Raw genomic sequence first — 26,225 nt, 5'->3', positions numbered from 1 at the left:
TTCAGAAAATTTCGATTACTAGCTTCTAATTTTTTTATCTTTTTTTGTCAAGTAACTTTACTTTACAAAAAAAATGTGTTATCCTAGTATGGTTGATGAAAATCACTAGATTGAATCGAATTTAAATACCTAAAGGAGAAAAGAAAATGGCAGTACCTGCACGTCGCACCTCAAAAGCGAAGAAAAACAAACGTCGTACACACTACAAAGTAACAGCTCCATCTGTAAACTTTGACGAAACTACTGGAGATTACTCACGTTCTCACCGCGTATCACTTAAAGGATACTACAAAGGACGTAAAATCGCTAAAGCTGCATCAGCTGAATAATAGAAGGGAGATACCATGCGCGTAAATATCACACTTGAACACAAAGAATCTGGTGAACGCTTGTACCTTACTTCTAAAAACAAACGTAACACTCCAGACCGTCTTCAATTGAAGAAATACTCACCAAAACTTCGCAAGCACGTAGTGTTTACAGAAGTTAAGTAGGGGTTCAATACGAATCAATACATAAGAAAAACGCTGATTTAAAGCGTTTTTTCTTTTTGCCAAATGCGATATATTGCACTGTATTTCAATCCAAACTCTACCTTTTTCTCTACCTTTTTTCTTAAGACCTGGTTTGGAAAGTATGAATTTCAGTTGGACTAAAAACAGCGTAATATCAAGACTTTTCTCCGCTTTTATAAAAGCTTTTTTCCAATCAAATTCAACTAATTTTATCCGAATGGTGTGGATTTTACCCCCAAAATTACAGAGAATGGAGCTGATAAACACTAAACGTTCACACCATTAGTTAAATGATTTTTTGTTCATCATTTTTCTTAGATGATAGAACTTCTAATTTATTTCTTATTCAAGCAAAAACAACCTGCTATAAGTAAGAAAGAGGAAGATACAAGAAAAACACGGCGTAAAAACCGATTCAGTTCATTGTCCTCAATCCTTGTCTGCTTCATTTTCTTTTACGAGATCGTTTTGTGAATCTTTTTCAGAGAGTTTTTGATCAATATACTTGTCAATGTTTTCATAAAATTCCTTGGTCGCTTCACTATCTAATGTTGGCGAGTTCTGAACTTGATTCACTTTCAATTGAACAGATTGAATACCGTAAGAGGCTTGTTTTTGGTGGAGTGTTTCTAATTCTTCTTCTGAAATCGGATCTCCAACAACCGTCAAGACCAATTCATTGTTACTTGACTTGTAGACTTGATTAATAACCGTATAATTGGCGAACTCTTTTCCTACAAACTGTTTGATCCCTTCTTTGCGCGCTTGTTCTATTGTCAGAGTAACTGCCGAATAGCTAGCTGGAAGAATCAACAATACAATCAAAGATATCAAGCCAATTCTCATTTTAATGCTCAGCTCTTTAAATGAAGTTAAAGGAGATTTTCTCATCAAAATTCTTGTTCCAACAATGTTGGCTAGCATGATAAAGACACAGTTGATCAAGAAAAGATAGAGAGCCCCCAATAAAAATCGTACATTCCCATTAGCTAAACCATAGCCAGCAGTACAGATAGGCGGCATCAGAGCTGTAGCAATGGCTACTCCTGGCACGATATTGTTTGCTTCTTTTTTCCTTGAACCGATCACACCAGCAATCCCACCAGCAATAGCAATGAGGACATCCCAAATGGTTGGAGAGGTTCGTGCAATCAACTCGCTACTTGCATAAGACAAGGGAGAAATCCAGAAATACAGAGTCGAGACAAGCAAACTGACCAACACTTGAGTCAATAAAACCTCTAGAGATTGCTTGATTAAACGCGTATCAAAAATAGCTAAACCGAATCCCAGTCCAACAATCGGTGTCATGAGAGGTGAAATCAACATGGCTCCTATAATGACAGCTGTTGAATTCATATTTAGTCCGATAGAGGCAATAAAAATTGCACACATCAAAATCGCTGTATCTCTCAATCGAACATGAAGGTCATCGTATAATTTCTCACGGTATTCCCGTGTTGAATAATTGGCAGTCATTTGTCCTCTCCTCTTTCCTTATTTAAATTGGTATAATAATTAAAAATAACAGCTGATAAACAGCCAAAAAATATGAGCCCATAAATCGTCAAGAAGACACTGGTAATCCTTCCAATCAAGGTCACAGCTAGGAGATCCCCGTAGCCGACAGTCGTCGAAGTCACAAAAGCATACCAAAGACCGTCTCCGTAATTTGTGATAGCAGGTTCAACTAGGAAAAGCACGCCTCCTGACCCAAAAACAAAGGTCACAAAACTCAGAGCAAACCGAGTAAAACCCGTAACCTGCATAATATGCCATAACATTTTTAAACGTTTCATTTGTTCTCCTTATTCATACTAGCTCCTGACCGAGCCGTTTTTTTCCAATAATCAAAGTGAAGATAGGACATGATCTCCATCAGAGAAAGATAGACAAACTGATAGATCTGATTTAAGCTGATTATCAACTGATATTGTTTGAAAAATGACTGGAAGAAAGACCAGATATGACTGTCTTGAATCAGTCCCTTCTTAATATCAGACAGGATATTAGCTAAAGCTCCCAAGGACTGAAACGGTAAATCCTTGACATTTATATAGATCCGGTCCACCACATCATTCAGACTGGTATCTTGGATGGCATGAAATTCTCCAAAGAGAACTCCTGCCGCTCCAAGAGTAGAAACAAATTCCACCAAATAATTTCTGAGGAAATTTTCTCAACCTTTTCCCATAATGTGTTTAGTGCCATCCATAACGATCCCAACCAGAAAAAGGAAAGAAAACAAGCAAAGAAATTTTGCCGTAAATCCCAAAAAGCTTGAAGACTTGGTGTCGTTGGTTTTTCTAACTCTAAAATCAAAATGGTCATAATAATTGCTAGAACAGCATCTGTCAATGCAATTAATCTATCTTTCTTCATCAGATTACGTTGCCTTTCATTTTGTAGTATTCTATCTCATCGTATAATATTTATTAATCTTAAATATTGGATAGTCACTTCATATTTTGAGTACAAACAAGATACACTAAAAAGCATGTATCTGTCATATTTTATTTAACTTTAGAAATATTCATCCATCTAATCAATAAATATATCATATTTCACAATAAATGACTACTATCAAAGATACATTTTCTTTCAGATTTCTCCCTTTTAAACTTGGCTAACTTGACCTGCATTACCTAGGTCGCTTTGCTTTAAATTATACTTTTTTCTTAAAGATTTGCTACGAGTAGTCTTTCATGTGAGTAATTTTTATCAAAAAATTTCATAGATAAGTCCTATATATAATCATGATAAAGTAGTAAAAATAGTTGTTATCCTAGTTGATTAAAAAAGTCTTTGATTTCCTCATCTTTTATAAAATAATATATAATTTTCCCCTCTCTTCTAGTATCCAAGATGTTTTGATTGGCTAGTTTACGAAGATGGTGGGAGGCAGATGCCATACTGAGATTTAGTAAACAGGCTATATCACAGACACAGAGTTCTTCAACAGCAAGGAGATAAAAGATGATATTTATCTGTTTATTATCGGTAAACTTTGATAAAATACGAAGTGATTTTTGGACTTTTTCCTTTTCAAGGTAGTTCGTTGCGGTTGTAACATTTTGCTGATTTATAATATTCACTTGGCAGATACTATCTTTTTTCATAATTTTTTCTCCTAGCCGAACACAGTCCTTAGCATGTTAAAGCTGTTGTTTTCAATCAGGATATACATCCCCAGTCCTAAATAAACAACGGCAATAAACCATCTGCTATATTTTTCCAAAGTTTCTCCAACAGAAGGGACTTGTGCCAATTTTTGGGCAGAAAAAACCAAGAGATAAATCATGACTAGAAAGGTAAGTAAAGCCACTATCAAATTCGCTAAATTTAAGGTAATAAAATATGGGACAAAAACACCAATATTGTCAGCACCACAACTTGCAAAAGTAATCATAGCGACTAGAAAAATCAGGTTTTTATTATCTTTGCGCAAACCATCTTTTGCAATAGCTTCTCCATCAGAATCTCCTAAAAGCAAAACTTTGAGTCCTAGGAAAATTGGAATCAAACCGAGCAAACCTAAAATCTCTTTACTAGGAATATAATTTAAGACAAATGCAAAAAGTAAACTTAGCAATATTAGACTAACAGAGCCTAGAAATTGTCCTAAATAGATGTTAATGATGTCTTTTCTGCTTTTTCTTTTGGCAAAAAATAACATTAGGATAATAAGTAAGTCTACGGCTGTCCCAGAATACAGGATTATTGAAGTAACAACATTTTGAACCATAAAGCACCTCATTCAAATATATTTTTGAATGTATTTTAACATTAAACTTTGTAGATGTCAACTTCAGCTCCATCAAAATATAGATAAGAAGGTAGTGTCCCAAACATTAAAAAGCCCTGCCATCGAAATGATAGCAGGGCTTAACTTCAATATCCAGATGATATATTTATCTAAAAAAGGTAGAGTAAAAGGTAGAGTTTTTATTGATTTGTAGTGCGATATAATGAGTTTCCAAAAATCAAAAATCGCTTAAAATCAATATTTTGACATCTATTGACGTGTACTGAAACCCTTACTTAACCTCTGTAAGGATATAATTACGGTACCAGTATATCATAAATAATAACAAAATCTTGACTTTCCGAAAAATAAGTATTTTCCGGAAAAATATCGAAATTAAATCAAAACTAAAAATATCTCATACATTTGAACTGCACCCCAAAAGTTAGACAGAAAAAATCTAACTTTTGGGGTGCAGTTCATCAAAGGTGCTTTTCATTTTAAAAAACTTGTGGAAAAACTTCATCCCATATATCTACTAAGCTTTTCCCGTCAAATACTTTAGCTTCCATAGCTTCATCAATTGTATCAAACTGCTGACCTTCATAATCATAACCAACTACACATATACTCGATAAAAAGCAAGCACCTCGGCTATTATAATTAAATTCAAGATCTTTGTCTAAATATTTTTTAATTTCATCCTTTTTCATATAGGACCATCCCAACTAAAACAATCTCAACAAACAAGATTTTTTCCTTAGATTCTATTCCCACTACTAGCTTTCTATGATGCTGACGATTTCATCTTCAAAATATTCATAAAGAGTTCCATCAACATCTACCAGCAAGGAGTCAATCTCCTCGTCATTGTCAGAGGCGTCACAATAGTCTTCTACAAATCCTCTAACTACCGCGCCATTTTTTAACGTGATAATTACATCTGTACGGTTAAATTTCCAGAGTGTCATTTAAATATTCCTTTCAATATTGGCTAATTGCTTTGCTTTTTCGTAGTAAGGTGTTAAGAAATCGATAAAACCTTGTTTGTCGTTTTGATCATGTTCCTCTAAAAATATCATCAACTCAAAGTCATTGAGAGCGTCAAACATTTCAGAGTTTTCATTAGCCCAAGCCTCAGTAAATTCCTCATCTTCTCCAAAAAGTGCGTTAAACGTAAAGGAAAATCCCAAAAATTATCAATCTGACAACTAACCGCTTGCTGGAGCATGTCTAATACTTGTTGACTATATCCCATTACCCATCTCCTCCTAATAAGAGCGTTGCAGCATATTGAACTACGTTCCAAAAATTTAACAAATAAAATCTAATTTTGGGGTACGATTCATTCATCAAGCGTGATTTTTATTTTAATAATACTGCACTTCAATTCCATCCATGATTTCTATTAAAGTGTTATCGCCAATTTTTAAAGAAATCAGATCAATGAATGACGATACCTGATATTCTTTATCTCCAATCACCACTCTAATGTCATGAACAGAATTAGGAAAAATCCCACATACTTGACCATTATAATCAAAAGAGGCGTTCCAACCATTGTCATATAAGGCTTGTAAATCATCTAATATCGCCATATACACTAAATCCTTTTCCATAGTATTTTCTTTCAAATAAGGCAGGTAAAAGCACCTAGATTGTTCTAAGTCCTATGAGATTGTTTCAATCGAGAGAACCTCACTCTCAAAGAGAGAAATTTCAGTAGCTTCATCAGGGCTAGGATTGTCAATGAGGATAGTGATTTCATCTTGCTCATCATTGTCCATTTCGTCAACAAAGTCTATGACACGTCCCTTGATTATCTTGCCGTCATTAGTGACTACCTGAACTCTTGAGCGTAGGTAGTTCCATAGTTGCCTACTCATTTATTTTCCTCTCTGCTATTTTTCGATTGTTCTTATACTTTTTATAGTTAGTCGATAAAATCACCTAGGTTGAACTAAGCCCTAACAATTTTGATTTCCTTGATAATATCTTCAGGATATGAGCAATCACCTATAACTAATTCGTCAGGACCATCTAAAGCATAACCGTCAAACCATTCAACCACCCTGCCCTTGATGGAAGTCCCATCTTTTAAAATAAGGCGAACATTTTTATCAACACATTCCCATAGTTTCATTGAGTTCCTTCTCTCTAACATCGGAACAATATGACCCAATATTAGTTATTTACTAATGGCTTTTAGTTCCTGTTAAAAGCATTATAACACACCTTGTTTGCTAAAGTACAACAAGCACCCCATTAGACTAACCTGCTACTTTGCTTTCTTGTAAAAATGTTGTATACTTAAGTAAATAAAGGAAGTAATCTTGTTCCCCCCTGTCTACTATGTGGTCGGAATGATGGTTACTTCTTTTTTCCCCCTTACTATCTCAATAGCCTTGTATTTAAAAGTTTTTTAGGCTATAATTAAATTAACGAATAGAGGTTTTCCATCTCCCCTTGAAACAGATCTTTCTGCGGTAGGAGGTGGGACGCCTCTATTTGTTTTTTAAGTCAAAATGATGTAAAATTAATTCAAGAAAGAAGTGTGGTTTTCCCGCCTAAAAGCTCTATAGCTGTGGGAGAGTCATGCTTCTTTTTTGCCTCTCAAAAGAGAACGCCAAAAAAGCCGTCTCATTCTTTGAAACGGCTATGAAATCAATCTAGCAAATATCTAAGCAAACCCAGAAATCAACGTTTTAAGACAAAGCAAAAAGCCCACTGTTGTAGGCTTTCTGTAAGATATTTCTTAAAATTAAAGCATTTTGTTGTAGAATTCAACGACAAGTGCTTCGTTGATTTCTGGGTTGATTTCGTCGCGTTCTGGCAAGCGAGTCAATGAACCTTCCAATTTCTCAGCGTCGAATGATACGAATGCTGGACGTCCAAGAGTTGCTTCAACAGCTTCAAGGATTGCTGGAACTTTCAATGATTTTTCACGAACTGAGATCACTTGACCTGGTGTTACGCGGTATGATGGGATATCAACGCGTTTTCCATCAACAAGGATGTGACCGTGGTTTACGAATTGACGAGCTTGACGACGAGTAGTCGCAAGGCCAAGACGGTAAACAACATTATCCAAACGACGTTCCAAAAGAAGCATGAAGTTGAAACCTAGGATTCCGCCTTTGATTTTTGTAGCTTGTACGAACAAGTTACGGAATTGTTTTTCACCTACACCGTAAGTGAAACGAAGTTTTTGTTTTTCAGCCAATTGCAAACCGTATTCTGACAATTTAGAACGGTTGTTTGGTCCGTGTTGTCCTGGTACGTAGTTACGACGTGCCAATTCTTTACCTGTACCTGTAAGTGAAAGGCCAAGGCGACGAGCTTGTTTCCAAGATGGTCCTGTATAACGTGACATGTGAATGTCCTCCTGATATAAATAATATTTGGCGGAAATAGTCACTTAGAAAGCCCTGATTCGTGCAGATGCCCTTCGCCTAAACAGCCAAGGTTACTTGTCATAAGACACCTGTTGACGAGCTTCATGCTTTCCTGCTGCTATTTCACACAAAGGCTATTGTACCATGAAAAACTAGATTTGTAAAGGGATTTTACGCTTTATTTCAAATTGAGGCTGAATGTAAACTTGCTTCCTAAGCCATACTGACTTTCTGCTGTGATTTCGCCACCAAGCTGATGGGCTAGTTCGCGTGCAATCGCAAGACCTAAGCCATGCCCACCCGTCTTCATATTGCGCGAAGTTTCTACACGATAAAGTCGTTTAAAGATCTTTTCCAAATCTTCAGGAAGGATCCCCTGACCCTCGTCTTTCACACTGATTGTCAGCTCTTGTTCTGTTAATTGGGCAAGAACCTCGATTCTGGTTCCTGGTTCTGAATATTTAAAGGCATTGTTTAACAAATTGACCAGAATGCGAGAAAGTTTGTCAGAATGGCTCTTGATTTTCGCTGACTCAGGTGATACTTGAATGTAAACATCCCGCTCCTCTTGTTCAATCTGGAGTTGAAATTCACTCATTGACTCAATCAACAACTGATCTAAAAAGACCTCTTCGACTTCTTCATCAGCAGTTTCTTGAGGTTGTGTGTTAAGAGTCAAAACATCCAATTCCTCCACTAGCTTGTTTAGACGCTCGGTTTGCCGACCAATCGTGGTTAAGTAGTGGAGCCGTTCCTCTTCCTTAATCACTCCATCTAGAATTCCCTCCACAGTAACCTGAATGGAGGTAATGGGAGTTTTAATATCGTGAGAGAGCTGCGCAATCATCATTCTCTTTTCTTGCTCGCTCTCATCAAGTGATTGAAAGGTAGCCTGCAAATTGTGGGACATGTCATTAAAAGCCTGGCCCAGCTCTTGAAATTCTAATGGGCCTTTGGTTTCGATTTCTGTGCTGAAATCCTTGCTTGCTATATCCTGAGCTTGTTTTTTCAAATGTTTCAGAGAAGAGAAAACAGGCGACAAGAGAAAGATGCTCACTGCAGCGCCAATGAAACTAGCAATCAAGGTCATTCCAACTAGAAAGTAAACTTCGCTTTTCTCGATCAACATTCGTTGGACTGCCCAGAAAACGACCAAAATCGTTAGTAGAGTCGACACTAGATACCCCACTAAAATATAGTTTTTTAATTTCATTTTCTACCTCTTGGTCTTTCCATCTTATAGCCCAAACCCCAGACAGTTTTGATAGCGGGAGCATTTGAATTTGTATACTTGGTCAACTCTTGCCTCAAAGCATGGATATGAACATTGAGTGTATTGGTATCATCCACATAGTCCTCTTGCCATACCTTCTCATAAAGTTCCGTCTTTGAAAAGACTCTCTCAGGATTGCTGGCCAATATCCATAGAAGTTCAAAGGATTTTACTGTCAATTCCAAAGGTTGCTCCCCAATGCGAACTTCATGAGTCACATGGTTGATTACCAAGTCACCAAACTCGATCTGTTCTGTCTCTTCTCCACGGCTAAGGCGACGCAAGATATTATTCACTCTTAAAACCAATTCGCGTGGGCTAAAGGGTTTGACTATAAAATCATCTGCCCCCAAACTTAATCCATAAATCTTATCCTGTTCGCTTGTCTTAGCAGTTGTAAAGAGGAAGGGTTGATCCGGAGCGATATACTGAACTTCACTGATAAAATCATAACCGTCCATATTGGGCATCATGATATCTGTGATAATGAGGTCGATAGATTTTCTTCTGAAAAGCTCTAATCCCTCCTTACCATCATGGGCGACCAAAACATCGTAACCTGCCTGTATAAGATAGCGGTTTTGAATATCTAAAATATCTATCTCATCATCAACCAGCAAAATTGTCTTTTTCATCTGACACTCCTTCGATAAAAACAGTGTTATACTTGCTTTAGTATAACACTATTTTCTCTAATGTTTAAGTGATTTGAATCTTAATCTTCTCGTTTAGTTGTCAAACCTAAAAGTCCAATAAGACCTGCCAAGGCTAGACCAAAGATACCAAGGCCAGCTGTAGCCGTTTTAGCTTCCCCAGTATTTGGTAGCATCGCTTTATCATCTTTTTTCATCATATTAGCCATTGGGCTAGAAGCTGGTTGATCTACTTTCATATCTGACATATGGTGATTTGTACCCATCATACCCTCAGTCGTACCTGTAGAGGCTGTTTCAGAAGGCTTCGTATTCATCTGACCTTGTTGAGATGGTATTGTCGCCATTTCTTTTCCACGAAGCTGAATCGTTACTTGACGAGTAGCAATCAGATTGGTCAAATCAGGTTTGCCATCTTTAGAGCCATAGACTTTAACAGTAGCTAGGTATGTATGTGTTCCGTTAGCTCGAAGTTGATCCAGCAAGGCCTGACCATCTTTGCCAACCGTATTGCCATTCAAATCCACTTCGTAGAAATATTGACCTTTAGCCAAGCCTTCAAGTGGCAATAGGGCAGGATTTTTAGCTGTTCCATTGTCTGACCATGGGGCTTTGTCTGAGGCTTTTAACAAGAGGCGAGTCAACATACCATCTCCACCAAAAGCTTCGTATGGAATAACTTGGTTGACACCGGCCAAGAATGGACCCGGAACATTTGCTCTTTCAAGGTAGCTAGCTGGAACATCAATCATGTCTTTGACATTGTTAACAACAGACTCTTTGACCTGATTTGGTGTGGTCAAACCATTCAAGTTGACATCCAAATTTTTAGTCGCTACCAGATTAGTTAAGTCAGGTTTGCCATCTTTCGCACCGTACACCTTGATAGTAGCTTTATAGCTTTGCGTGCCGTTTTGTTTTAAGAGGTCAAGCAGCTCTTTCTCTGATTTGCCTTGGGTGCCAGCCAAGTCTACTTCGTAGAAGTAAAGGCCTTTGCCCAATTTCTCTACTGGTGGGAGAGCTGGATTTTTAGCTGAACCATTGTCTGACCATGGAGCCTTATCAGATGCTTTCAAGATAAGGCGAGTTAACATGCCGTCTCCAGCGAAGAATTCGTATGGAATGACTTGGTTGACACCAGCTGTGAACGGTCCTGGGAAGTTAGCCTTGTCCAAGTAAGTGGCTGGGACATCTACTGTGTCTTTGGTGTTGTCAGCCACACCTTTTTGCACTTCAGCTGGGGTGGTCGCTGGTTGCGCTTCACTAGTTTCACGGTCTTGTCCAGAAACTGTAGACGCAGGACTTTCCGCAGGTCTAACTGCATCTTCTGTTTGTTTCTTAGAGTCAGGTTGTGCTTGTACTTCTTCTTTTGGCGCTACTGCCGGCTCTTTAGCAGTTGCGTCCGTTTTTTCTGAAGGGCTTGTCGTATCCACACTTGCTTTAGGTGCTGAGTCTGCTTGTTCTGAAGGAAGAGCTACATCGACTGCTTTTTTGAGAACCTCTGCTGGTAAGTCGCTCTTTTCACTCACCGAAGTTGCGTCTGGCGCGACTTGGGCAGGGGTCGGATTGACGACATCAGCACGTGCAGAACTTGGTTGACCGACTAGGACAAAGAAGCCACTAGCCACAACAACTGAAGCAACACCGACACTGAGACGGCGAATAGACCAACGAGTATATCTCTGATTTGGATTGAATTTCATAGGATTCTCCTTAGAGTTTTCTTTTTTTGATGACTCTAGTATAATCTCCTAAAATTAAAAAGGATTAAGAAAAAGTTAAAATTTTTCTTAAATCCCTCTTATAAAATACTTATATTGACTCGTTAATTGTTGGAAAGAGAGTACCCTTCCTCTCCTACTCACTCAGTTCAGCTAGGGTGTCCAAATGTTGGTTATTAATGACGGCCATGATGTAGGCATCTGCCTTCAAGAGGTCATTGGGTCCGAATTGGACATCCAGAGGAGCATTTTCGTAGGCACGAAAGCCAAGTACGTTGAGGTTGTATCGCCCACGTAAATCTAGCTGACTGAGGCTTTTACCTACCCACGATTGAGGGATTTTCATCTCGACAATCGATACATTCTTATCCAGCTGAAAGACGTCTACGCTGTTATGAAAGAGGATGGTCTGTGCCAATGAGCGCCCCATTTCAAACTCTGGTGAGATGACTGCGTCCGCACCAATTTTTTCCAACACCTTTTTAGCTGTATGGCTTTTGACCTTGGCAATAACAGTCGGCACTCCTAAACTCTTGCAGTGCATAACCGCGAGAACACTGGACTCCAGATTTTCACCCGTTGCGACAACTACGGTATCACAGGTGTCAATCCCCGCTGATAGAAGGAGTTCTTCATCCGTGATATCTCCAACTACCCCACGCGCCAGCACAGGTTCAAATTGATTAATGCGCTCCTCGTGGTCATCAATAGCAATGATATTCATGTCATGCTTGGCTAGAGCTTCCAAAACACTGCTCCCAAATATTCCCAAGCCTAAAATTCCAATTGTCCGATCTGACATCATTCTTCCTTTCTTATCCAATGGTGATATCTGCTTTCATATAGTGAATCGTGTCTTTCTTGTCTGGCTGGTATTCCGCTACACTGACCAGTAGTGTCAAGGGACCAATACGGCCGATAAACATCAGCAGCATAACGATGCTGAGGGCTATCTTGCCTAGCTCCGGTGTTAAATTTGCCGTCACTCCAACTGTCGCAAGGGCTGAAATGGTCTCAAACATGAGGTAGATGAAGCGCGGATTTCCCTCTGCTGTTATCCCTAGTAGAATCAAGCCCAGCAAGAAAGTTAGCAAGAAGATAATAAAGACACTGAAAGACTTTTGCACAGTTCGGGGTTCAATGGTCCTCCGAGCCACATTGGCATGAGGCAAGCCCAATAGTTCGCTACGAGCAAAGACCAACAAGACAAAGAAGGTCGTAATCTTGAGCCCCCCTGCTGTCCCTCCTGGTGCCCCGCCCAGAAACATCTGCAAAATGTAGATCAGTAAGGTAACTGGTCTAGCCTGGGTGTAGTCAATGGAAGCAAAGCCTGCCGTTCTCATGCTGACGGTCTGGAAAAAGCTAACCAGCAGTTTCTCTGGAGCGCTGAGATTTCCGATCGTTCCAGGATTGTTCCACTCGATGCACAAAGTCGATACGGTTCCAAAGAGCAGAATTCCCGCCGTTAAAAAGAGAACCAACTTGGTATGGAAACGCAGACGGCGTTTTTTCTTTTTCCCAATCTGGGTCGCTAGGTCAAACCAGACCATAAATCCTAGACCACCCGTGATAATCAATCCTGCAATCACTAGATTGATCAAGGGGTCCGTTTGAAAAGCTACCAAACTTGTACTTCCAAAATTATCAAATCCAGCATTACAGAAGGCTGAAACAGCCAAAAAGATAGAAGTTAACACCCCTCGTCCCCATCCAAATTCAGGAATGAAGCGGAAACTCAGGAGAAAGGCACCAATCCCTTCCACCAAAAAAGTCGTCAGAAAGATCGAGCGGATGAAATCCTTTAGAGACTGGGTTTCTCCATAACTGAAACTTTCTTGAATGGTCTCCCGGCCACGAAGACTGAGCTTTTGCTTGCCTTGGATATAAAAGATTCCGATAAAGGTCATAAGCCCCAAACCACCGATCTGGATCAAAATCATACAGATCAACTGGCCCCAGATATTGTAAGTAGAGGCCACCGGCTGGGTAAAGAGCCCTGTCACACAGACCATGGACACAGTCGTAAAGAGATGGTCAAAGTAGGTCGCTTGTGACGTTCCTGCTTGCACAAAGGGGAGGCTTAAAAGAAGCGAGCCCAAGAAGATTACTAGGGCAAAACTTAAAAAGATGCGACGGGCTGGCGATAAACGTCCCAGTGTCGTCCTGATTTTTTCCAAAAAAGATTTGAATAACATAGCTACATTCTACCATAAAAACAGCAAGAGCACTCACATGTGGTGCACAATGGCTAGACAGATTTCGAGTGCCTTATCAAAAGCTTCAGAGCCCCAGTCACGACTGTCGTAGTTATCTAGATCTGCCAAGGAATCTGCGGTAAAGAGCAATTCCCCCCAGACAACACCACGTAGTTGGGCAACTGCCGCAAGAGCCGAGCACTCCATCTCAACAACTGCACAGCCTTCTTCCTTGCGATAGGCAACTTTTTCAGCCGTCTCTCGGTAAAAACCATCTGTCGTCCAGGTCATAACTTTCTCGTAAGGAATGCCTCTTTGTTCCAAGACTTGCTCAATAGCAGAGACAGCCTCAATCTGCATCTCCATATAACGAGAAGGCGCTGCATAGTGGTAGCTGGTCCCCTCATCTCGCAGAGCGCGAACAGGGACGAGAAAGGCATTTTCCTCTATATCGGCTAGGACACCACAGGTTCCAGTGGAAATGATTTGCTCCACACCATAGCCAATCAACCAATCCATAAACTGGGCCGCTGGGGCAGAACCCACGGGCGCTTGGGCCAGACAAATCTCCTCGTCCTTGTAGTTGATGACATATACTGGATAAGTTTTGGTGGCAGAAACGAACTCACCAACACAGTCCGCCCCTACTTCCTGAGCATAGCGGTCAATCTCCTCCTCCAAAAATGCATAGATACACTTCTTTGGCAACTTTAAGTCTAACCCCTCATGTGTTGGCATAAGGACCGCTTGGGGGTTATCATCAAACTCTAAAATGGGAATCGCATGCTTCTGAATCATCGCCCACCTCCTGTGATTTTGTACTATTGTATCAAAAGCTGACGAAGTGTCAAGGAGTTGGCAATCAAATACTCTTCCCCAACCTACAAATAAGATGCCAATTAAAACAAGTCTAGTGAAAAACTTTAAAACCTAAAAATACTACTATAAAAACGAATGATGATATTTAGTTACAGGAAACCACTTATCATTTATTCGTTTTTTAATTACTATTGGACAATATTAATCTTTAGTGTCAGCTAACTATTTACTGAAAAGAATTCCCTCAGTGAGCTCGACAAAACCGGTCTCTTTTACTTTTCTTTAACTGGGATTTCCTTGATACCTCACACTTAGTTTGAGGCCATCATATCAAAAAGACTTTGAAAGGTCAAGAATAAGCCGGTCTAGAACTTCTTTCTATACTCTCGAAACCATTCCCCATCCCAACTCAAAACAACTTACTTGACAAAAGCTTGACTTCATGGTTTAATATACCCCATAAGGGTATATTTGGAGGTGCCTATGTTTCACTTATTATTTACAAAAATTGACAGTATTTCGACCAGCGAGTTAGAAGCTAAACTCAAAGAACCGATTCAGCTACTGGATGTTCGGACGCCTATGGAATTCCGTAGAGGTCATATCAAAAATGCCAAGAATGTCCCTCTATCCGAAATCGGATCTTATACACCAGCGACAAAAGAAACACTCTATGTCATTTGTCATTCTGGTGTACGAAGCAAACTAGCTGCGAAGAAGCTAAAGAAAAAAGGCTACGATGTCATCAATGTCCGAGGCGGTATGAGCGCTTGGACAGGTAAGGTCATCTAGAAGCATAAAGGAGAAAATCAATGAAAATTATCATTGTCGGGGGAGTTGCAGGCGGTATGTCAGCAGCAACCCGTCTCAGACGCCTCATGGAAGACGCTGAGATCATTATTTTTGAAAAAGGTCCCTTTGTTTCCTTTGCAAACTGCGGACTTCCTTACTATGTTTCAGGAGAAATTGCAAACCGTGATAGTTTATTGGTCCAAACTCCTGAAAGTCTCAAAGCACGATTTAATCTTGACGTGCGACCATTTCACGAGGTCATCCAGATTTCGCCAGAAGAACACACTGTGACGGTCCGACACGATGGACAGGAATTCACAGAAAGCTACGACAAGTTGATCCTCTCCCCAGGAGCTAAACCATTTGTTCCTACCATTGAAGGCTTGGCAGAAGCTAAGAATGCCTACACGCTCCGCAATGTTCCCGATCTCGATGAGATTATGGCAGCCTTGGATAATCATCCAAAAGAAGCTGTCGTTATCGGTGCAGGCTTTATCGGGCTTGAAATGGCTGAAAACCTTGCGAAACGTGGATTGCAAGTTACCATCGTTGAGAAAGCACCCCATGTCTTGCCACCATTAGATCAAGAAATGGCAGCCTTTATCCAAGCAGAATTGCTGGCAAACGGTGTGCGCGTTATCACTTCTCAGTCTGCGACTCGATTTGAAGACCAAGGAAAAATCATCGTTCTCGAAAACGGGCAAAAGATCACTTCTAACCTCACCATCCTTTCTGTCGGTGTTGAGCCTGAAAACGGACTGGCTAAAACTGCGGGAATTGAACTGGGACTTCGTGGTGGGATTCTGGTCGATGAACATTATGAAACCAGTCAAAAAGATATTTTTGCAGTTGGGGATGCCATCGTCGTCAAGCAAGAGATTACGGGCCAAGACGCTCTCATCTCTCTCGCTTCTCCTGCCAATCGTCAGGGACGCCAAGTGGCGGACGTCATCGCAGGACTCGGTCGTACAAACAAGGGCAGCATCGGCACTGCTATCGTTCGTGCCTTTGATATGACAGCCGCTTCGACTGGTCTCAGCGAACGCATCCTTCGCATGAATCAACTTCCTTACAAGGCACTTCATGTCAGTGGTAAAGACCACGCTGGTTATTATCCAGGCGCTACTGATATGACCTTGAAGCTCCTCTTTGAACCAACCACTGGAAAAATCTATGGTGCCCAAGGAGTTGGGAAGAAAGGTGTTGACAAACGAATCGATATCCTAGCAACTGCTATAAAGGGAAATCTCACCGTCTTTGACTTACCAGAACTGGAGTTCACCTATGCGCCACCATTTGGCTCTGCCAAGGATCCCGTCAATATGCTGGGCTACGCAGCCTTGAACCTTATCGAAGGTCTCAGCGACAATGTTCAATGGTACCAGCTCGAAGACGAACTGGCCAAAGGAAAGAAATTCCTTGACGTACGGACCAGTGGCGAATTCCAAAGTGGTCGACTCAAAGTCGACACCATTCACATCCCCCTAAACGAACTACGGGAACGCTTGGATGAACTAGACAAAAACCAAGCCTACATCGTTAGCTGCCACAGTGGTTTACGCAGCTATATCGCAGAGCGTATCCTCAAGCAAGCAGGATTTACCGTCCAAAACCTTGACGGCGCTTATTCACTATACAAAATGGCGAACCCAGAAGGAGTAGGATATGGCAACTAATATCAGCATGGCTGACTTTTATGAAAAATATCAACATGAAAATCTAGATCTTATCGATGTCCGTGAAGTACATGAATTTCAAGCAGGACATGCACCAGGTGCCAAAAATCTTCCGTTAAGTACCTTGGAGCAAGGCTACAAAGAACTCAAACCTGGCCATGAATACCATGTCATCTGTCAAGGTGGAGTACGTTCCGCCTCTGCCTGTCAATTTCTCAGCGCCCAAGGCCTCACCGTTACCAATGTAGAAGGTGGTATGAATGCTTGGCCCGGTCAAGTAGAATAAGCAAAAAACCGATTAAATTTCTTAATCGGTTTTTTCGTTTTTATAACTCAATGATATGGGACTCGTAACCAATCGCTTCTAAAAAACGAAGCAAATCTACGGTATCCAAAAAGAGGGTTTTCTCGTTGGTATTGGGGTGGAAACTCATCCGTTTTTCCGACATGATTTCTTTGTCGAAATAAACTTGAATGTCCTTTTCCGCATTATTGAGCAAGCCAAAAGGCGAAACAACTCCTGCGGGCAAGCTCATTTTTTCAAACAAGCTCTCAGACGAGGCCATCCGAATTCTATTAGCTCCTATTAGTTCTTTAAAGAGGTCCATATCCAGACGCTTTTGATCATCCATGATTAGCAGATAGTAGGCTGTTTTCTTTTTGTTTGTGAGAAACATGGTCTTGGTACGGACACCTTCGATTCCCTCGATAAAACTATCTGCCTGCTCCGTCGATAAGGCTGGCTCGTGCTCCACGATATCAAAGGGTATATCTAGTCCATTTAGCACCTCTACAACTTTTTCGCATGCTTCCATCTTCTAGCCTCCTTTATCAACTTGATAGCCCCCAAAAGTGGGTTATTTTCGTTTGATTAGGTACTGAACAGCCTTTTCCAAGCGTTCCTTTTGAGCCTCAGGGTCGTCTAGCGGTTGGTTGATGCAAGCAGTGAGATTTTCAGTAATCATCATCTCAATCACGCGCTCAACACTGGAGCGCACTGCTGTCAACTGGGTAATGATATCTGCGCAGTCACGATCTTCATCGATCATCTTTTGAATCCCACGCAACTGGCCCTCTGAACGTTTCAGGCGTGTGATATACTTTGAGTTTGTCATTGATTTATCCTTGGTCACTTTTTCTTCATTATATCTCGAATAAGCTTCTTTGTCAAAATTCTCATTTTATCTGTCTTGGTAGGAGGCCACCTTTTCTTTGTATTGGATAGAAAAGTCTGCTAAACAAGAAAAAGGAGAACAAAGGCTGTTCTCCTCGAAGCACGATCGGGAAATCAAGTATCCGATTAGTTATGCCTTATATTATTGACAAAAAGGCTAGGATTACTATCCCATAGACCAGAACTAGGGCCAGTCCAAATCCGATACCGAACCACTTGTAAAACTTGTCCATCCCGCTGTAACGTTCGACATAGGCCCTGGTCGGCTTGTCTGGATCATACCAGACCGTTAGCTCCGAATAAAGGGGGAAATGGGTCTGCATCAAACTATCAAAGGAAACAAAAGAGTTGCTGTAGCGAGTGATGGAAGGCGCTAGCATTTCTTCTCTTGTATAATCATTTGAAACCTTAGTAGGGCCCCACGGAGTCGTGACCGTTTTGATCATAAAATACTGCAAGGTTTTCTTATAAGTAAGCCCATCTACCGTGTATTCGACGATAGGTGGATAACCCTCACGAAAACGACTATAGCCGACAACCGTTCCCTGTACAGATGACTGGGCAAGGCGGACCATCTTCCGATCTCGAAGATAGAGGTAGAGAAAGGTGCCGCATACAAACACAAAAGATAGAAGAGTGACGACTGTCCCAACTATCAAACCAATCATTTCTTTAGTCATATGAACTCCTCCAGTTATTCTATAGAGTGAAATCTCAAAGAAGGAACTCGTCCAGAATCGACATCGAATCTACTCTTCGGATTTTTCTTTTGACTCTTGTTCTTTCATATCTTTCACAGATTTCGATACGATATCTCTCACCTGTTCGTCAGTAAGTCCTGGAATCTGGTAATAAGAATTATTGGACTCGCTTTTTGACGGCCGTGTTTCTGAACTTTCGGTTTTAGAACCTTGTTCAGTCGAAGACGAGGCTTTCGACTCTGAGGAACTGGATTCTTTCATCTCAGAGGAGCTGGATGACTCAGACTCCGAAGACCTAGACTTTTCAGGCGCTTTAAAATCAATCTTAGGCAGCTTGTCTACTTGATTCACCTTTACGTTCGACTGTTTTGCAGGTTTATAGGTTAGTCCGAAAGACAAGAGTAAGGCAATCAAAGTCCCAATACTAGCCAAGGTTCTTTTATTGGCTTCTGCTGAAGGAATCTTTACTCCCTTTGTACTGAGTTCTTTCCATTCCGGGTGCTCTTCTTCTATGGTTTTTTTCTGTCTCCAAAAAGGAACAAGAAAAAAATGATTAAAAGGCACAAGGGTTGCCATAGCCGTAGTTAAAAGCGGAACATATCTGGAACGGCTCGATACCAGTAGAATATCGAGTATAGCGAGAAGAATAAATAGAAAAATCACCAAAAACTGACGAACTCGATACTCTTTTTTGATTTGCAAATATCTTTCTTGTGACATCATTATCTCCTCTTTTCTATTTCTCTTCCCCAAATATTACTTTTCCCTGCTTGTATCTTCGCACAGCTAAAAGCCAGCGGATTGGATTGTTTTGGAATAGTAGAAGAACCACGCTAATTGGGACGATTGTTGCTCCGATGGGTACCATGAACATGGACGGCTCAAACCATTCATGTTCATAGTAGGGAATGAAGGTCCCAGGTATGGCAAAGAACACAACAATAACAAAAACAAATAGAAGAACGAGGATAACAAATAGATACAAGATGATTTTATCGACTGTTGGTTCCTTATCCGGAGATTTTTTCCAAAATTTACTACTTTCAACTGCTTCTTTAAACTGCTCTTCACTTGCTGGGACAAGCGACTTAGCCCCACTGTAGAACAGTTTTTCAAATCCATAAACACTTCCGATAAAAACGAAAAGGATTGCGGCTAGATGGATTGGAACCATCCATTCACTCAATTTAAAGGGCGCTATCAAGGAACGAATCCAAATACCGATAATAGTAACTAACAAGAAAGCAAAGAAGACAACCCAAGGCCACTTGGATTTCTTTGAACTGATGGCACCGTCGGTTTCTGACGAGGCGCTAGATTCTGTCGCTAAAGCCTCTCTCGTCTTTGTGTTATAGTAGACGGATTGCTGGCATCCTTGGCCTATATAAATGATTTTTCTCATCTTACATTTCTCCCTCTTTTCCTCGGCTATCGTCCTGTAATGTCTCTATCAGCTCTTTGAACAGTCGTTTGCGTGTTTTCATCTGAAATTCATAGACAATATAAACAAGAGAAAAAATCCCTAACATATACATAATCAAGAACTGAAAATCAGAATGGATAAAATAGCGATAGATGGAAAATAGTATCATAAGGAAACAAAAAATCTCAACTAGGACGGTCCATCTAGATTTTCTCCTAAGTGTTTTGATATTGGCTTTTGTCAGCCGGACTTTTCTAAATCTATCTGTCTTCATGTTACGTCGAGCAGATTTGGCAAGGAGAATGGTCCCGAAAATCAAAAACAGAGACATCAAGATAAAGAAGATTAGATTAAAAGGGGATGAGACATCTCCAAAGGTTTGGTTGAGCAACTTTGACAGCCGTTGGAAGGAATAGATTGCAATAGGGGCTGCAATGGCTGAATAATTCATGCCTTGTTTTACACCGTAGAATACTTGATTCTTCAGATCATAATAGATAAAAGAATCCTCCAGAGGGCCCATACTGATTAAATTTTTTACACTTGTGTCCATCTTATTACCATTTCCTAAACTCAAAACAGAGTCCTACTTTCTCTTAAAAGCATCGTGACAACGATTGCGAGCATTCTAGCCGATTTTCGTCGTTTGTCTTCCTAGAGAAAGAAAAGTTTATTAGTATTATAGCATGAACCCCCAGAAAAGGGGAAATATCCCCGATAGATACATTGGCTAGAGTCAAAAAAGGCTTCGTCATCCCATAAAAAGCGAACAAATCCGCATTCCAAAAATAGTATGCGAGCTTGTCCGCCTTTTTCTATGTATATGATGTGTTTTCCTAGTCTCATCGTGACAAGCGAATGCGGGTCACAATCCCGTATGGGTCTACAAGATCCACTTCACTCGAATGTAACCACTTGATCGGAGCTTCTAGCTCCTGTGCTTGCTGAACGATGGCTAAGAGTTCCTCCTTGCTTTCGACCTCAAGGACGTAGTAGGCCAAGCCTGGCAAGCCTTGCTCACGCGGAGCTAGACCTTTTCCAGCCCATTCGTTGACAGCCAGGTGGTGATGGTACTGACCTGCTGCTATCCAACTAGCACTCGGAATACTAAATTTATCCTCTAGCCCCAACACCTTTTGATAAAACTGACTCGCCGCGTGGCTATCCTTCACCGATAGATGGATATGCCCCATTCTCGTACCTTCAGCTAGGATAAAGGGATCTACCTTTTCCCCTAACTCATAGATGTCCTGTGCTGCAAGGGCTTCAGTCACACCGATAATGCGACCATCTTCTCGAATATCCCATGAAGACACTGGCTTATCACGGTAGAGTTCAATGCCATTTCCTTCCAAATCCTCTAGATAAATAGCCTCACTGTATCCATGATCTGCACCCCCAACCAGAGGAATCCGCAAGTCACTTAGGTGTTTCAAGACATCTGCCAAAGCTTTTCTTGTTGGCAACAAAATCGCCAGATGGTAGAGCCCATAATGCTCCCTTACTTCCCCAGCTTTTTCAGTCGCAATCAAGTGGACCAAGGCTTTTCTGCCAAGTCCCAAAATCGCTTCTGTCTCTGTTTGAGATAAAATCTCTAAGCCAATAATCTGGTGATAAAAAGCCGTTTGACTCGTCAAATCCTTGACATTTAAAACCGCCTCTGCTAGGTAAATGTGGCTTTGGTATGCATAAGTCATAGGGTGTCTCCTTTTGCTTGTTGTAACTTTGTTAATTACATCAATTATACACTATTAAGATAAAATGTCAACGAAGGCAACTCAAAGAGTCTGGAACAAAAGTCTAACCTTAAATATAAAAAGCGAACAAAACAAGTTATCTGACACTCAGAATTCTGTCTTGTTCGCTTTTTTGTCTAATCTATCGATTTTAAAAATTGCTAAATTGTCAAATTAAGTTAGACTTTTCAAGTAACTCAGAAAAACTTGGTAGGGTGATTGATAATTCAATGATTTCCTAGGAATTCTATTTCTTTTATCAGCTATAGCTGATAAATAATTTTGAGAAATATTCGTAAAATCCATTTGTTTCGGTAATCCATTTCGTCTTAATAAGCCATTAGAATGTTCATTGAGACCTCGTTGACCAGGACATCCTGGATCCGCAAAGAAAATATCTTTTGATTTAATACTTGTATTCTCTTTTTTAATGTGATATAATTATAACGTAGAGGTGAGATATTTATAACAAATGCTACGGTCACCAATCCTTTCTTACAAGAAAATCTGCCATTAGGCACAAGCCTAAAAATTTTACTGTTCAATGTGAACTATTTCTAACAAAGGAGGAACACATCATGTTTAAATCACAAAAAATAGGGCTCATCATTTCGACACTGATGACTAATCTTTTCATTATTAGCTACGTTTTTCTAGCTACAAACCTCAGTCTTTTGGCTAAAATATTGATTAGCCTTACACCAATTATCGGTAGTGCCATTGGATTTTCTGCCTTCTACTTTAAAGACAGGAAAGAAGAATAAGATGAAACACATCAAAAAATGGTTAATTTGGACTTGGTTACCTGTTATGCTACTACTGTGGCTATTAACCCCGCCAAGTAATTCCCCCTGGATAAAACACACTGTTTTTCTAGTCACGATTACCATGCAAGGACTTATTTTCTGGCTTGTTTCCAAGGCACAATCTCAAGAAGACGAGGAAAAGTATTTTGGACTGACAGAGAAGTTATATGGTATGACCTTATTTACCGCTATGGCCATTTACACTAAAGGTATCTGGATAATCACACCAGCTACTAGTCCTATCTGGCTGAAACACCTTTTTCTAGGTTCTGGCTTGTTTGTCCTCATTCTTTGCTTTCTCTATTTTGCATTAAAAAAAGTTGATGAACAAGCAGACGAGCGTTTCTATATGAACTTGGCAAAGGCAGCCTGCACAACCCTGGTACTGATAGTTCTATCTCTGATAGTGTTGAGCATAGTAACATTTTTCCTTCCCTTCACCCTAAGAACAGGCATGGTTTTGATTTTTACTGCATCCATGATTGTGTTTTTTGACCTGTTTTTCCTCATATTTGAAAAGAGGGGGTAGATATGGGAAAAATTCTAACAAACTTAAAAGCCATCCGAGAAGACGCCCGCATGACCCAGCAAGAATTGGCGGATAAGATTGGTGTACGACGGGAAACTATTCTCCACTTGGAGAATAATCGATATAACCCTTCACTTGAAATGGCGCTTAAAATCGCACGTGTCTTTGGCATGTCCGTTGAAGATATTTTCCGCTTAAATGAAGAGGTCTAGTCATGAAAAATCAAATTTGTACCCACTGCGGTGCTAACCAATTTGTCGTAAAAAAACAACTGAAAGGTTATGCAGGATTAGTCAGTGAAGAGGCTAAATTCGTTTCAGGAGGTATTGCCCTCTATCATGAAATTTGTCAAAATTGTGGTACTGTTCATAGAAGTTTTGTGAAGGATGTTGAGAAATTATAAGCGACCCTAATTGTCAAGTCAAGTACAACAAAGTTGTTCCTCTGATTAAATGAGGATCTTTCAAGCTGTTTGAGCTAACTCAAACAGCTTTTTTGCGGACTGATAGCCATGGATTCGTCTAGGTCTTTCATTGATAGCCTTTGTATAGTCCTCTAAAAGTGTCGGCTTTAGTTCTTTTAGTGAGGATCCCTTTGGAATGAACTCTCTTAGTAGTCCATTGAAATTCTCATTTGTACCTCGTTCATAAGATGAATAGGCATGTGCAAAATAAACATCTAATCCCTCTATCTTACTCAATGATGAAAATTCGTTTCCATTATCTGCAGTTATGGACTTAATGGGATAAAGTTTTATACACTCTAAGACTGCTTGATTGACATACTCTGCTTTCTTTTCCACGAGTTTCTTTGTGACAGCATAGCGTGTTTGTCGTTCTACCAAGGTCAGAATAGAAGGTTCTCCTACTGTCTTTCCACCCAGAACAGAATCGATTTCCCAATCTCCAAAACGGGAACGATTATTGATTTCTTCTGGTCTTTCTTCAATTGACTTTCCTAGGAGTTTCTTGGTAGAGGGGCGCTTGGTAAATTTCTTACGGATTCGCACTGCTCTTGGTAAATCAATAACCTTAATCTCTAATAAACCTTGATGGATATAGTTATAGAGCGTCTTGGTTGAAGGAACAACCGCATCTATATGTTGGAGTCTATAGGTATGAACAAAGGTATCCACGCTATGCACCCTTGGTTTCTCTCTCATTGCTTCTGTAAATTTTGTCAGAAAGTCGTCCGATACACGATCCAGTTTCAGATAATAGCTGGCTTTTCTAGCATGACGATAACGGTTATGGGCAGCATCTGCATAATAGTGTTGGTAATAGAACTTATGCCCATTTATTTTTTTCACTTGTGTTATGGAACCACGATTAATTTCACGAGAAATAGTAGAACGATTTCTCCCTAGTCCACGAGCAATCTCAGCAGGTTTGAGTCCTACGCTTAAATAAGCTTCAATTTCCCCTCGCTCAGCTTCAGATAAGTGCTTGTATGATTGATTTGTGGTAGAATAATTAGTGGACATGTTCATCTTCCTTTATACTGTTTTTCGCAACTCTAGTATATCAGATGAAGATGTCTTTTTTGTTGCACTTCATTTTACAACAGGGCTTATAATAAAGAAGTCCTAAAATTAAAATCTTTTTTCCAAGACTCTCTTTTTATTTGACAACAAGCTCGTAACGAGTTTTGCTGGTAAAGGTTTGACCTGCTTTGAGAATGACTTGGTCTTTAAGGTCACTGTGAATAGCATCTGGTAAAGCTTGCGCTTCAAGGGCAATCCCATTGTGCTGTACCATTGGCTGGCCTCCGATGATGACACTCTCATCCACAAAGTTTGCTGTGTAGACCACAAAGCAAGGGGCCTCTGTCTTGAACAGCAGGAAACGACCTGAGTTTTGGTCATAAAGGAAACCAGCATTGTCATGACCGGCAGGAAGGGCAAATGGGTGATCCAAACCAGATACCAGCTGGATTTGCTCATCTTCCTCTGCAAAGATGTCCTTCAGCAAAGCTCCATTGTAGATGTGTTTAACCACATCACGAGTAGCATCTGGAGTCTTAGCCGGAACACCGTCTGGAGCGATTGGGTAAATGCCCTCCGTATTTAGCTGGAAGACATGGCGGTCAACTGTCTGCGTGAAATCACCAGACAAGTTGAAGTAGCTGTGGTTAGTTGGATTGACAAGCGTATCCTGATCTGTCGTCACCTTATAGCTGACTTCGTAGGCACCCGTTTCTTCCAAGTAGTAGCTAATCCAAATCTTGAGATTACCAGGGAATCCTCCTGTCCCGTCTGTACGCTCGGTGTAGAGAGTCAAGCCATGGTCGCTCACCTCGACCAATTCAAACAAGCTGGAATCCCAACCTGTTGAACCACTGTGGTTACAGTTGCTGGCATTGTTGACTTCAAGGTCATAGGTCTTGCCATTGAGCTCAAATGTTGCACCTGCAATACGGCCTGCTACAGGACCTACACTTGCTCCATGCTTGGGACTATTACCTACATAGCTAGCAAAATCATCAAAGCCCAAGATCACATTGGCAAAGTTTCCAGCCTTGTCAGGTGTGACATAGCGCAAGATGGTCGCACCATAAGTCATAACTTCAAGCTGGTAACCACCATCAGTCTCAAAGCGATAGGCCAAGACATCCTTGCCCTCATGATTTCCAAATACACGCTCTGTGTATGCTTTCATTCTTCTCTCCTTTGATCCATTTCTCTTAAGTAAACAAACCATAGAGAGTGTATGCACCATCTATGGTTGTAGTTTCTATTTTCAGAATCCTTTGTCAGAAAACCTTAAGTATCTTCTTAACAAAAAGGGATTCTTATATTCTTGTTTTTATGCTTCTACACGTTCTTTCCATGAAGTTGCTGTAGTTTTGAGAACTTTGTTGAGTTCGTCAATGTTCTCAAATCCAGTTGTACGCAACCACTCACGAGCTGCTGCTTCACCATCTTTGATGTAAGCTTCAACTGATCCAGCCCATGTTGCACGTCCACAAAGAACGCCGTTGAAGTTTGCGCCTGATTCGTGGGCAAAGACAAGTGTTTCTTGGAAGAGTTTAGCTGATACACCTGCACTCAAGTAGATGTATGGAAGATTTGTT

Annotated in this window: 36 protein-coding genes and 4 pseudogenes; 10 read left to right on the top strand and 30 right to left on the bottom strand. The window is 40.5% G+C overall.

Annotation, left to right across the window (positions count from 1 at the left end):
* Window positions 1-146: 146 nt before the first annotated feature.
* Together rpmF and rpmG are read left to right on the top strand one after the other, a co-directional pair.
* Window positions 147-329, top strand: a complete 183-nt coding sequence (gene rpmF / locus ADM50_RS03125; protein WP_000290417.1) for a 50S ribosomal protein L32 — start codon at window positions 147-149, stop codon at window positions 327-329.
* Between the two features lie 15 nt (window positions 330-344).
* Window positions 345-494: a 50S ribosomal protein L33 gene (rpmG, locus tag ADM50_RS03120; protein ID WP_001265622.1), complete on the top strand. Its 150-nt coding sequence runs from the start codon at window positions 345-347 to the stop codon at window positions 492-494.
* A gap of 450 nt (window positions 495-944) precedes the next feature.
* On the opposite strand, the gene ADM50_RS03110 is transcribed toward rpmG, so the two are convergent.
* The 6 genes and pseudogenes from ADM50_RS03110 to ADM50_RS03090 form a co-directional block, all read right to left on the bottom strand.
* Window positions 945-1,994 (bottom strand): DUF389 domain-containing protein, encoded by a 1,050-nt coding sequence (locus ADM50_RS03110; protein WP_000126416.1) that lies wholly within the window; start codon window positions 1,992-1,994, stop codon window positions 945-947.
* Entirely contained in the window at window positions 1,991-2,314 is a 324-nt protein-coding gene (locus ADM50_RS03105; RefSeq protein WP_000825751.1) for a potassium channel family protein, read from the bottom strand. Before ADM50_RS03105 ends, ADM50_RS03110 begins: the two co-directional genes overlap by 4 nt.
* Complete coding sequence (locus tag ADM50_RS03100; RefSeq protein ID WP_000397555.1) at window positions 2,311-2,670, bottom strand: hypothetical protein; 360 nt, start codon at window positions 2,668-2,670, stop codon at window positions 2,311-2,313. The genes ADM50_RS03105 and ADM50_RS03100 overlap by 4 nt, the downstream gene beginning before the upstream one ends.
* Window positions 2,652-2,897 (bottom strand): annotated as a pseudogene (locus ADM50_RS09360) (TMEM175 family protein); the annotation flags it as partial. The pseudogene ADM50_RS09360 and the gene ADM50_RS03100, both read right to left, overlap by 19 nt.
* Before the next feature lie 398 nt (window positions 2,898-3,295).
* Window positions 3,296-3,634 carry a Cd(II)/Zn(II)-sensing metalloregulatory transcriptional regulator CadX gene (gene cadX / locus ADM50_RS03095; protein ID WP_000711083.1) on the bottom strand — a complete coding sequence of 113 codons (339 nt, stop codon included), beginning with the start codon at window positions 3,632-3,634 and terminating at the stop codon, window positions 3,296-3,298.
* A gap of 11 nt (window positions 3,635-3,645) precedes the next feature.
* Window positions 3,646-4,260: a CadD family cadmium resistance transporter gene (locus ADM50_RS03090; protein ID WP_000250556.1), complete on the bottom strand. Its 615-nt coding sequence runs from the start codon at window positions 4,258-4,260 to the stop codon at window positions 3,646-3,648.
* A 28-nt stretch (window positions 4,261-4,288) separates the two neighbouring features.
* Between ADM50_RS03090 and ADM50_RS09770 the strand changes: the two genes are divergently transcribed.
* On the top strand, window positions 4,289-4,474 hold the full coding sequence (locus ADM50_RS09770) for a hypothetical protein (RefSeq protein WP_009013804.1): 186 nt from the start codon (window positions 4,289-4,291) through the stop codon (window positions 4,472-4,474).
* A gap of 286 nt (window positions 4,475-4,760) precedes the next feature.
* Here ADM50_RS09770 and ADM50_RS03085 read toward each other — a convergent pair whose 3' ends face one another.
* The 13 genes and pseudogenes from ADM50_RS03085 to ADM50_RS03025 form a co-directional block, all read right to left on the bottom strand.
* Complete coding sequence (locus ADM50_RS03085) at window positions 4,761-4,973, bottom strand: hypothetical protein (protein WP_000710706.1); 213 nt, start codon at window positions 4,971-4,973, stop codon at window positions 4,761-4,763.
* 66 nt (window positions 4,974-5,039) lie between these two features.
* Window positions 5,040-5,231 (bottom strand): hypothetical protein, encoded by a 192-nt coding sequence (locus ADM50_RS03080; protein ID WP_000177340.1) that lies wholly within the window; start codon window positions 5,229-5,231, stop codon window positions 5,040-5,042.
* A pseudogene (locus ADM50_RS03075) lies at window positions 5,232-5,518 on the bottom strand (hypothetical protein).
* A 112-nt stretch (window positions 5,519-5,630) separates the two neighbouring features.
* The gene (locus tag ADM50_RS03070) at window positions 5,631-5,858 is read right to left on the bottom strand and encodes a hypothetical protein (protein WP_049484506.1); all 228 of its coding nucleotides are present in this window, start codon (window positions 5,856-5,858) and stop codon (window positions 5,631-5,633) included.
* A 72-nt stretch (window positions 5,859-5,930) separates the two neighbouring features.
* Window positions 5,931-6,146 (bottom strand): hypothetical protein, encoded by a 216-nt coding sequence (locus ADM50_RS03065; protein WP_049484499.1) that lies wholly within the window; start codon window positions 6,144-6,146, stop codon window positions 5,931-5,933.
* A gap of 74 nt (window positions 6,147-6,220) precedes the next feature.
* Window positions 6,221-6,403 carry a hypothetical protein gene (locus ADM50_RS03060; RefSeq protein WP_049484498.1) on the bottom strand — a complete coding sequence of 61 codons (183 nt, stop codon included), beginning with the start codon at window positions 6,401-6,403 and terminating at the stop codon, window positions 6,221-6,223.
* Between the two features lie 618 nt (window positions 6,404-7,021).
* The gene (rpsD, locus tag ADM50_RS03055) at window positions 7,022-7,633 is read right to left on the bottom strand and encodes a 30S ribosomal protein S4 (protein ID WP_000092756.1); all 612 of its coding nucleotides are present in this window, start codon (window positions 7,631-7,633) and stop codon (window positions 7,022-7,024) included.
* Window positions 7,634-7,833: 200 nt separating this feature from the next.
* Window positions 7,834-8,868, bottom strand: a complete 1,035-nt coding sequence (locus ADM50_RS03050) for a sensor histidine kinase (RefSeq protein ID WP_049484497.1) — start codon at window positions 8,866-8,868, stop codon at window positions 7,834-7,836.
* Window positions 8,865-9,563 carry a response regulator transcription factor gene (locus ADM50_RS03045; protein WP_049484496.1) on the bottom strand — a complete coding sequence of 233 codons (699 nt, stop codon included), beginning with the start codon at window positions 9,561-9,563 and terminating at the stop codon, window positions 8,865-8,867. The genes ADM50_RS03050 and ADM50_RS03045 overlap by 4 nt, the downstream gene beginning before the upstream one ends.
* 80 nt (window positions 9,564-9,643) lie before the next feature.
* Window positions 9,644-11,284 (bottom strand): SSURE domain-containing protein, encoded by a 1,641-nt coding sequence (locus ADM50_RS03040; RefSeq protein WP_049484495.1) that lies wholly within the window; start codon window positions 11,282-11,284, stop codon window positions 9,644-9,646.
* A gap of 154 nt (window positions 11,285-11,438) precedes the next feature.
* The gene (locus ADM50_RS03035; RefSeq protein WP_049484494.1) at window positions 11,439-12,104 is read right to left on the bottom strand and encodes a potassium channel family protein; all 666 of its coding nucleotides are present in this window, start codon (window positions 12,102-12,104) and stop codon (window positions 11,439-11,441) included.
* Between the two features lie 13 nt (window positions 12,105-12,117).
* Window positions 12,118-13,497: a TrkH family potassium uptake protein gene (locus ADM50_RS03030; RefSeq protein ID WP_049484493.1), complete on the bottom strand. Its 1,380-nt coding sequence runs from the start codon at window positions 13,495-13,497 to the stop codon at window positions 12,118-12,120.
* A gap of 33 nt (window positions 13,498-13,530) precedes the next feature.
* Window positions 13,531-14,295, bottom strand: a complete 765-nt coding sequence (locus ADM50_RS03025; RefSeq protein WP_049484492.1) for a nucleoside phosphorylase — start codon at window positions 14,293-14,295, stop codon at window positions 13,531-13,533.
* A 504-nt stretch (window positions 14,296-14,799) separates the two neighbouring features.
* On the opposite strand from ADM50_RS03025, the gene ADM50_RS03020 reads away from it, so the two are divergent.
* From ADM50_RS03020 to ADM50_RS03010, 3 genes are read left to right on the top strand one after another with little or no spacing between them, the layout of a single operon-like run.
* Complete coding sequence (locus ADM50_RS03020) at window positions 14,800-15,108, top strand: rhodanese-like domain-containing protein (protein WP_049484491.1); 309 nt, start codon at window positions 14,800-14,802, stop codon at window positions 15,106-15,108.
* Window positions 15,109-15,128: 20 nt separating this feature from the next.
* Entirely contained in the window at window positions 15,129-16,784 is a 1,656-nt protein-coding gene (locus ADM50_RS03015) for an FAD-dependent oxidoreductase (protein WP_049484490.1), read from the top strand.
* Complete coding sequence (locus ADM50_RS03010; protein WP_049484489.1) at window positions 16,774-17,070, top strand: rhodanese-like domain-containing protein; 297 nt, start codon at window positions 16,774-16,776, stop codon at window positions 17,068-17,070. Before ADM50_RS03015 ends, ADM50_RS03010 begins: the two co-directional genes overlap by 11 nt.
* Window positions 17,071-17,110: 40 nt before the next feature.
* Here ADM50_RS03010 and ADM50_RS03005 read toward each other — a convergent pair whose 3' ends face one another.
* From ADM50_RS03005 to ADM50_RS09350, 8 genes and pseudogenes are all read right to left on the bottom strand, one after another.
* Window positions 17,111-17,599: a prolyl-tRNA synthetase associated domain-containing protein gene (locus ADM50_RS03005; protein WP_049484488.1), complete on the bottom strand. Its 489-nt coding sequence runs from the start codon at window positions 17,597-17,599 to the stop codon at window positions 17,111-17,113.
* Window positions 17,600-17,641: 42 nt separating this feature from the next.
* Entirely contained in the window at window positions 17,642-17,899 is a 258-nt protein-coding gene (locus ADM50_RS03000) for a metal-sensitive transcriptional regulator (protein ID WP_049484505.1), read from the bottom strand.
* Between the two features lie 196 nt (window positions 17,900-18,095).
* Window positions 18,096-18,638, bottom strand: coding sequence for a DUF3592 domain-containing protein (locus ADM50_RS02995; RefSeq protein ID WP_049484487.1), 543 nt, complete (start codon window positions 18,636-18,638; stop codon window positions 18,096-18,098).
* Window positions 18,639-18,707: 69 nt separating this feature from the next.
* Window positions 18,708-19,379 carry a hypothetical protein gene (locus ADM50_RS02990; RefSeq protein WP_049484486.1) on the bottom strand — a complete coding sequence of 224 codons (672 nt, stop codon included), beginning with the start codon at window positions 19,377-19,379 and terminating at the stop codon, window positions 18,708-18,710.
* A 16-nt stretch (window positions 19,380-19,395) separates the two neighbouring features.
* Window positions 19,396-20,061: a hypothetical protein gene (locus ADM50_RS02985; RefSeq protein WP_049484485.1), complete on the bottom strand. Its 666-nt coding sequence runs from the start codon at window positions 20,059-20,061 to the stop codon at window positions 19,396-19,398.
* 1 nt (window position 20,062) lies between these two features.
* Window positions 20,063-20,635 (bottom strand): UbiA prenyltransferase family protein, encoded by a 573-nt coding sequence (locus ADM50_RS02980; protein WP_049484484.1) that lies wholly within the window; start codon window positions 20,633-20,635, stop codon window positions 20,063-20,065.
* Window positions 20,636-20,924: 289 nt separating this feature from the next.
* Window positions 20,925-21,779, bottom strand: a complete 855-nt coding sequence (locus ADM50_RS02975; protein WP_049484483.1) for a VOC family protein — start codon at window positions 21,777-21,779, stop codon at window positions 20,925-20,927.
* 213 nt (window positions 21,780-21,992) lie between these two features.
* A pseudogene (locus ADM50_RS09350) lies at window positions 21,993-22,217 on the bottom strand (transposase); the annotation flags it as partial.
* 179 nt (window positions 22,218-22,396) lie between these two features.
* Between ADM50_RS09350 and ADM50_RS02970 the strand changes: the two are divergent.
* Genes ADM50_RS02970 through ADM50_RS02955 form a run of 4 tightly spaced genes read left to right on the top strand, consistent with a single transcriptional unit; the run spans window position 22,397 to window position 23,556 of the window.
* A complete protein-coding gene (locus ADM50_RS02970; protein WP_000477157.1) occupies window positions 22,397-22,582 on the top strand; it encodes a hypothetical protein in 186 nt (61 codons plus the stop codon).
* Between the two features lies 1 nt (window position 22,583).
* Window positions 22,584-23,153, top strand: a complete 570-nt coding sequence (locus tag ADM50_RS02965) for a hypothetical protein (protein WP_000680531.1) — start codon at window positions 22,584-22,586, stop codon at window positions 23,151-23,153.
* 2 nt (window positions 23,154-23,155) lie between these two features.
* Window positions 23,156-23,365, top strand: a complete 210-nt coding sequence (locus tag ADM50_RS02960; protein WP_000516405.1) for a helix-turn-helix transcriptional regulator — start codon at window positions 23,156-23,158, stop codon at window positions 23,363-23,365.
* A 2-nt stretch (window positions 23,366-23,367) separates the two neighbouring features.
* Complete coding sequence (locus ADM50_RS02955; RefSeq protein ID WP_000795749.1) at window positions 23,368-23,556, top strand: hypothetical protein; 189 nt, start codon at window positions 23,368-23,370, stop codon at window positions 23,554-23,556.
* Window positions 23,557-23,616: 60 nt separating this feature from the next.
* On the opposite strand, the gene ADM50_RS02950 is transcribed toward ADM50_RS02955, so the two are convergent.
* The 3 genes and pseudogenes from ADM50_RS02950 to ADM50_RS02940 all read right to left on the bottom strand — a co-directional run.
* Window positions 23,617-24,636 (bottom strand): IS30 family transposase, encoded by a 1,020-nt coding sequence (locus ADM50_RS02950; protein WP_193390678.1) that lies wholly within the window; start codon window positions 24,634-24,636, stop codon window positions 23,617-23,619.
* Between the two features lie 136 nt (window positions 24,637-24,772).
* Window positions 24,773-25,810, bottom strand: coding sequence for an aldose epimerase family protein (locus ADM50_RS02945; protein WP_049484481.1), 1,038 nt, complete (start codon window positions 25,808-25,810; stop codon window positions 24,773-24,775).
* A 147-nt stretch (window positions 25,811-25,957) separates the two neighbouring features.
* Window positions 25,958-26,225, bottom strand: a pseudogene (locus ADM50_RS02940) (tagatose-bisphosphate aldolase); the annotation flags it as partial.

Source organism: Streptococcus oralis, from assembly GCF_001075675.1.
In the GTDB taxonomy this organism is placed as follows: domain Bacteria; phylum Bacillota; class Bacilli; order Lactobacillales; family Streptococcaceae; genus Streptococcus; species Streptococcus oralis_V.
Note: the sequence above shows the minus strand (reverse complement) of the source record. Positions and strands in the feature narration are given on the sequence as shown.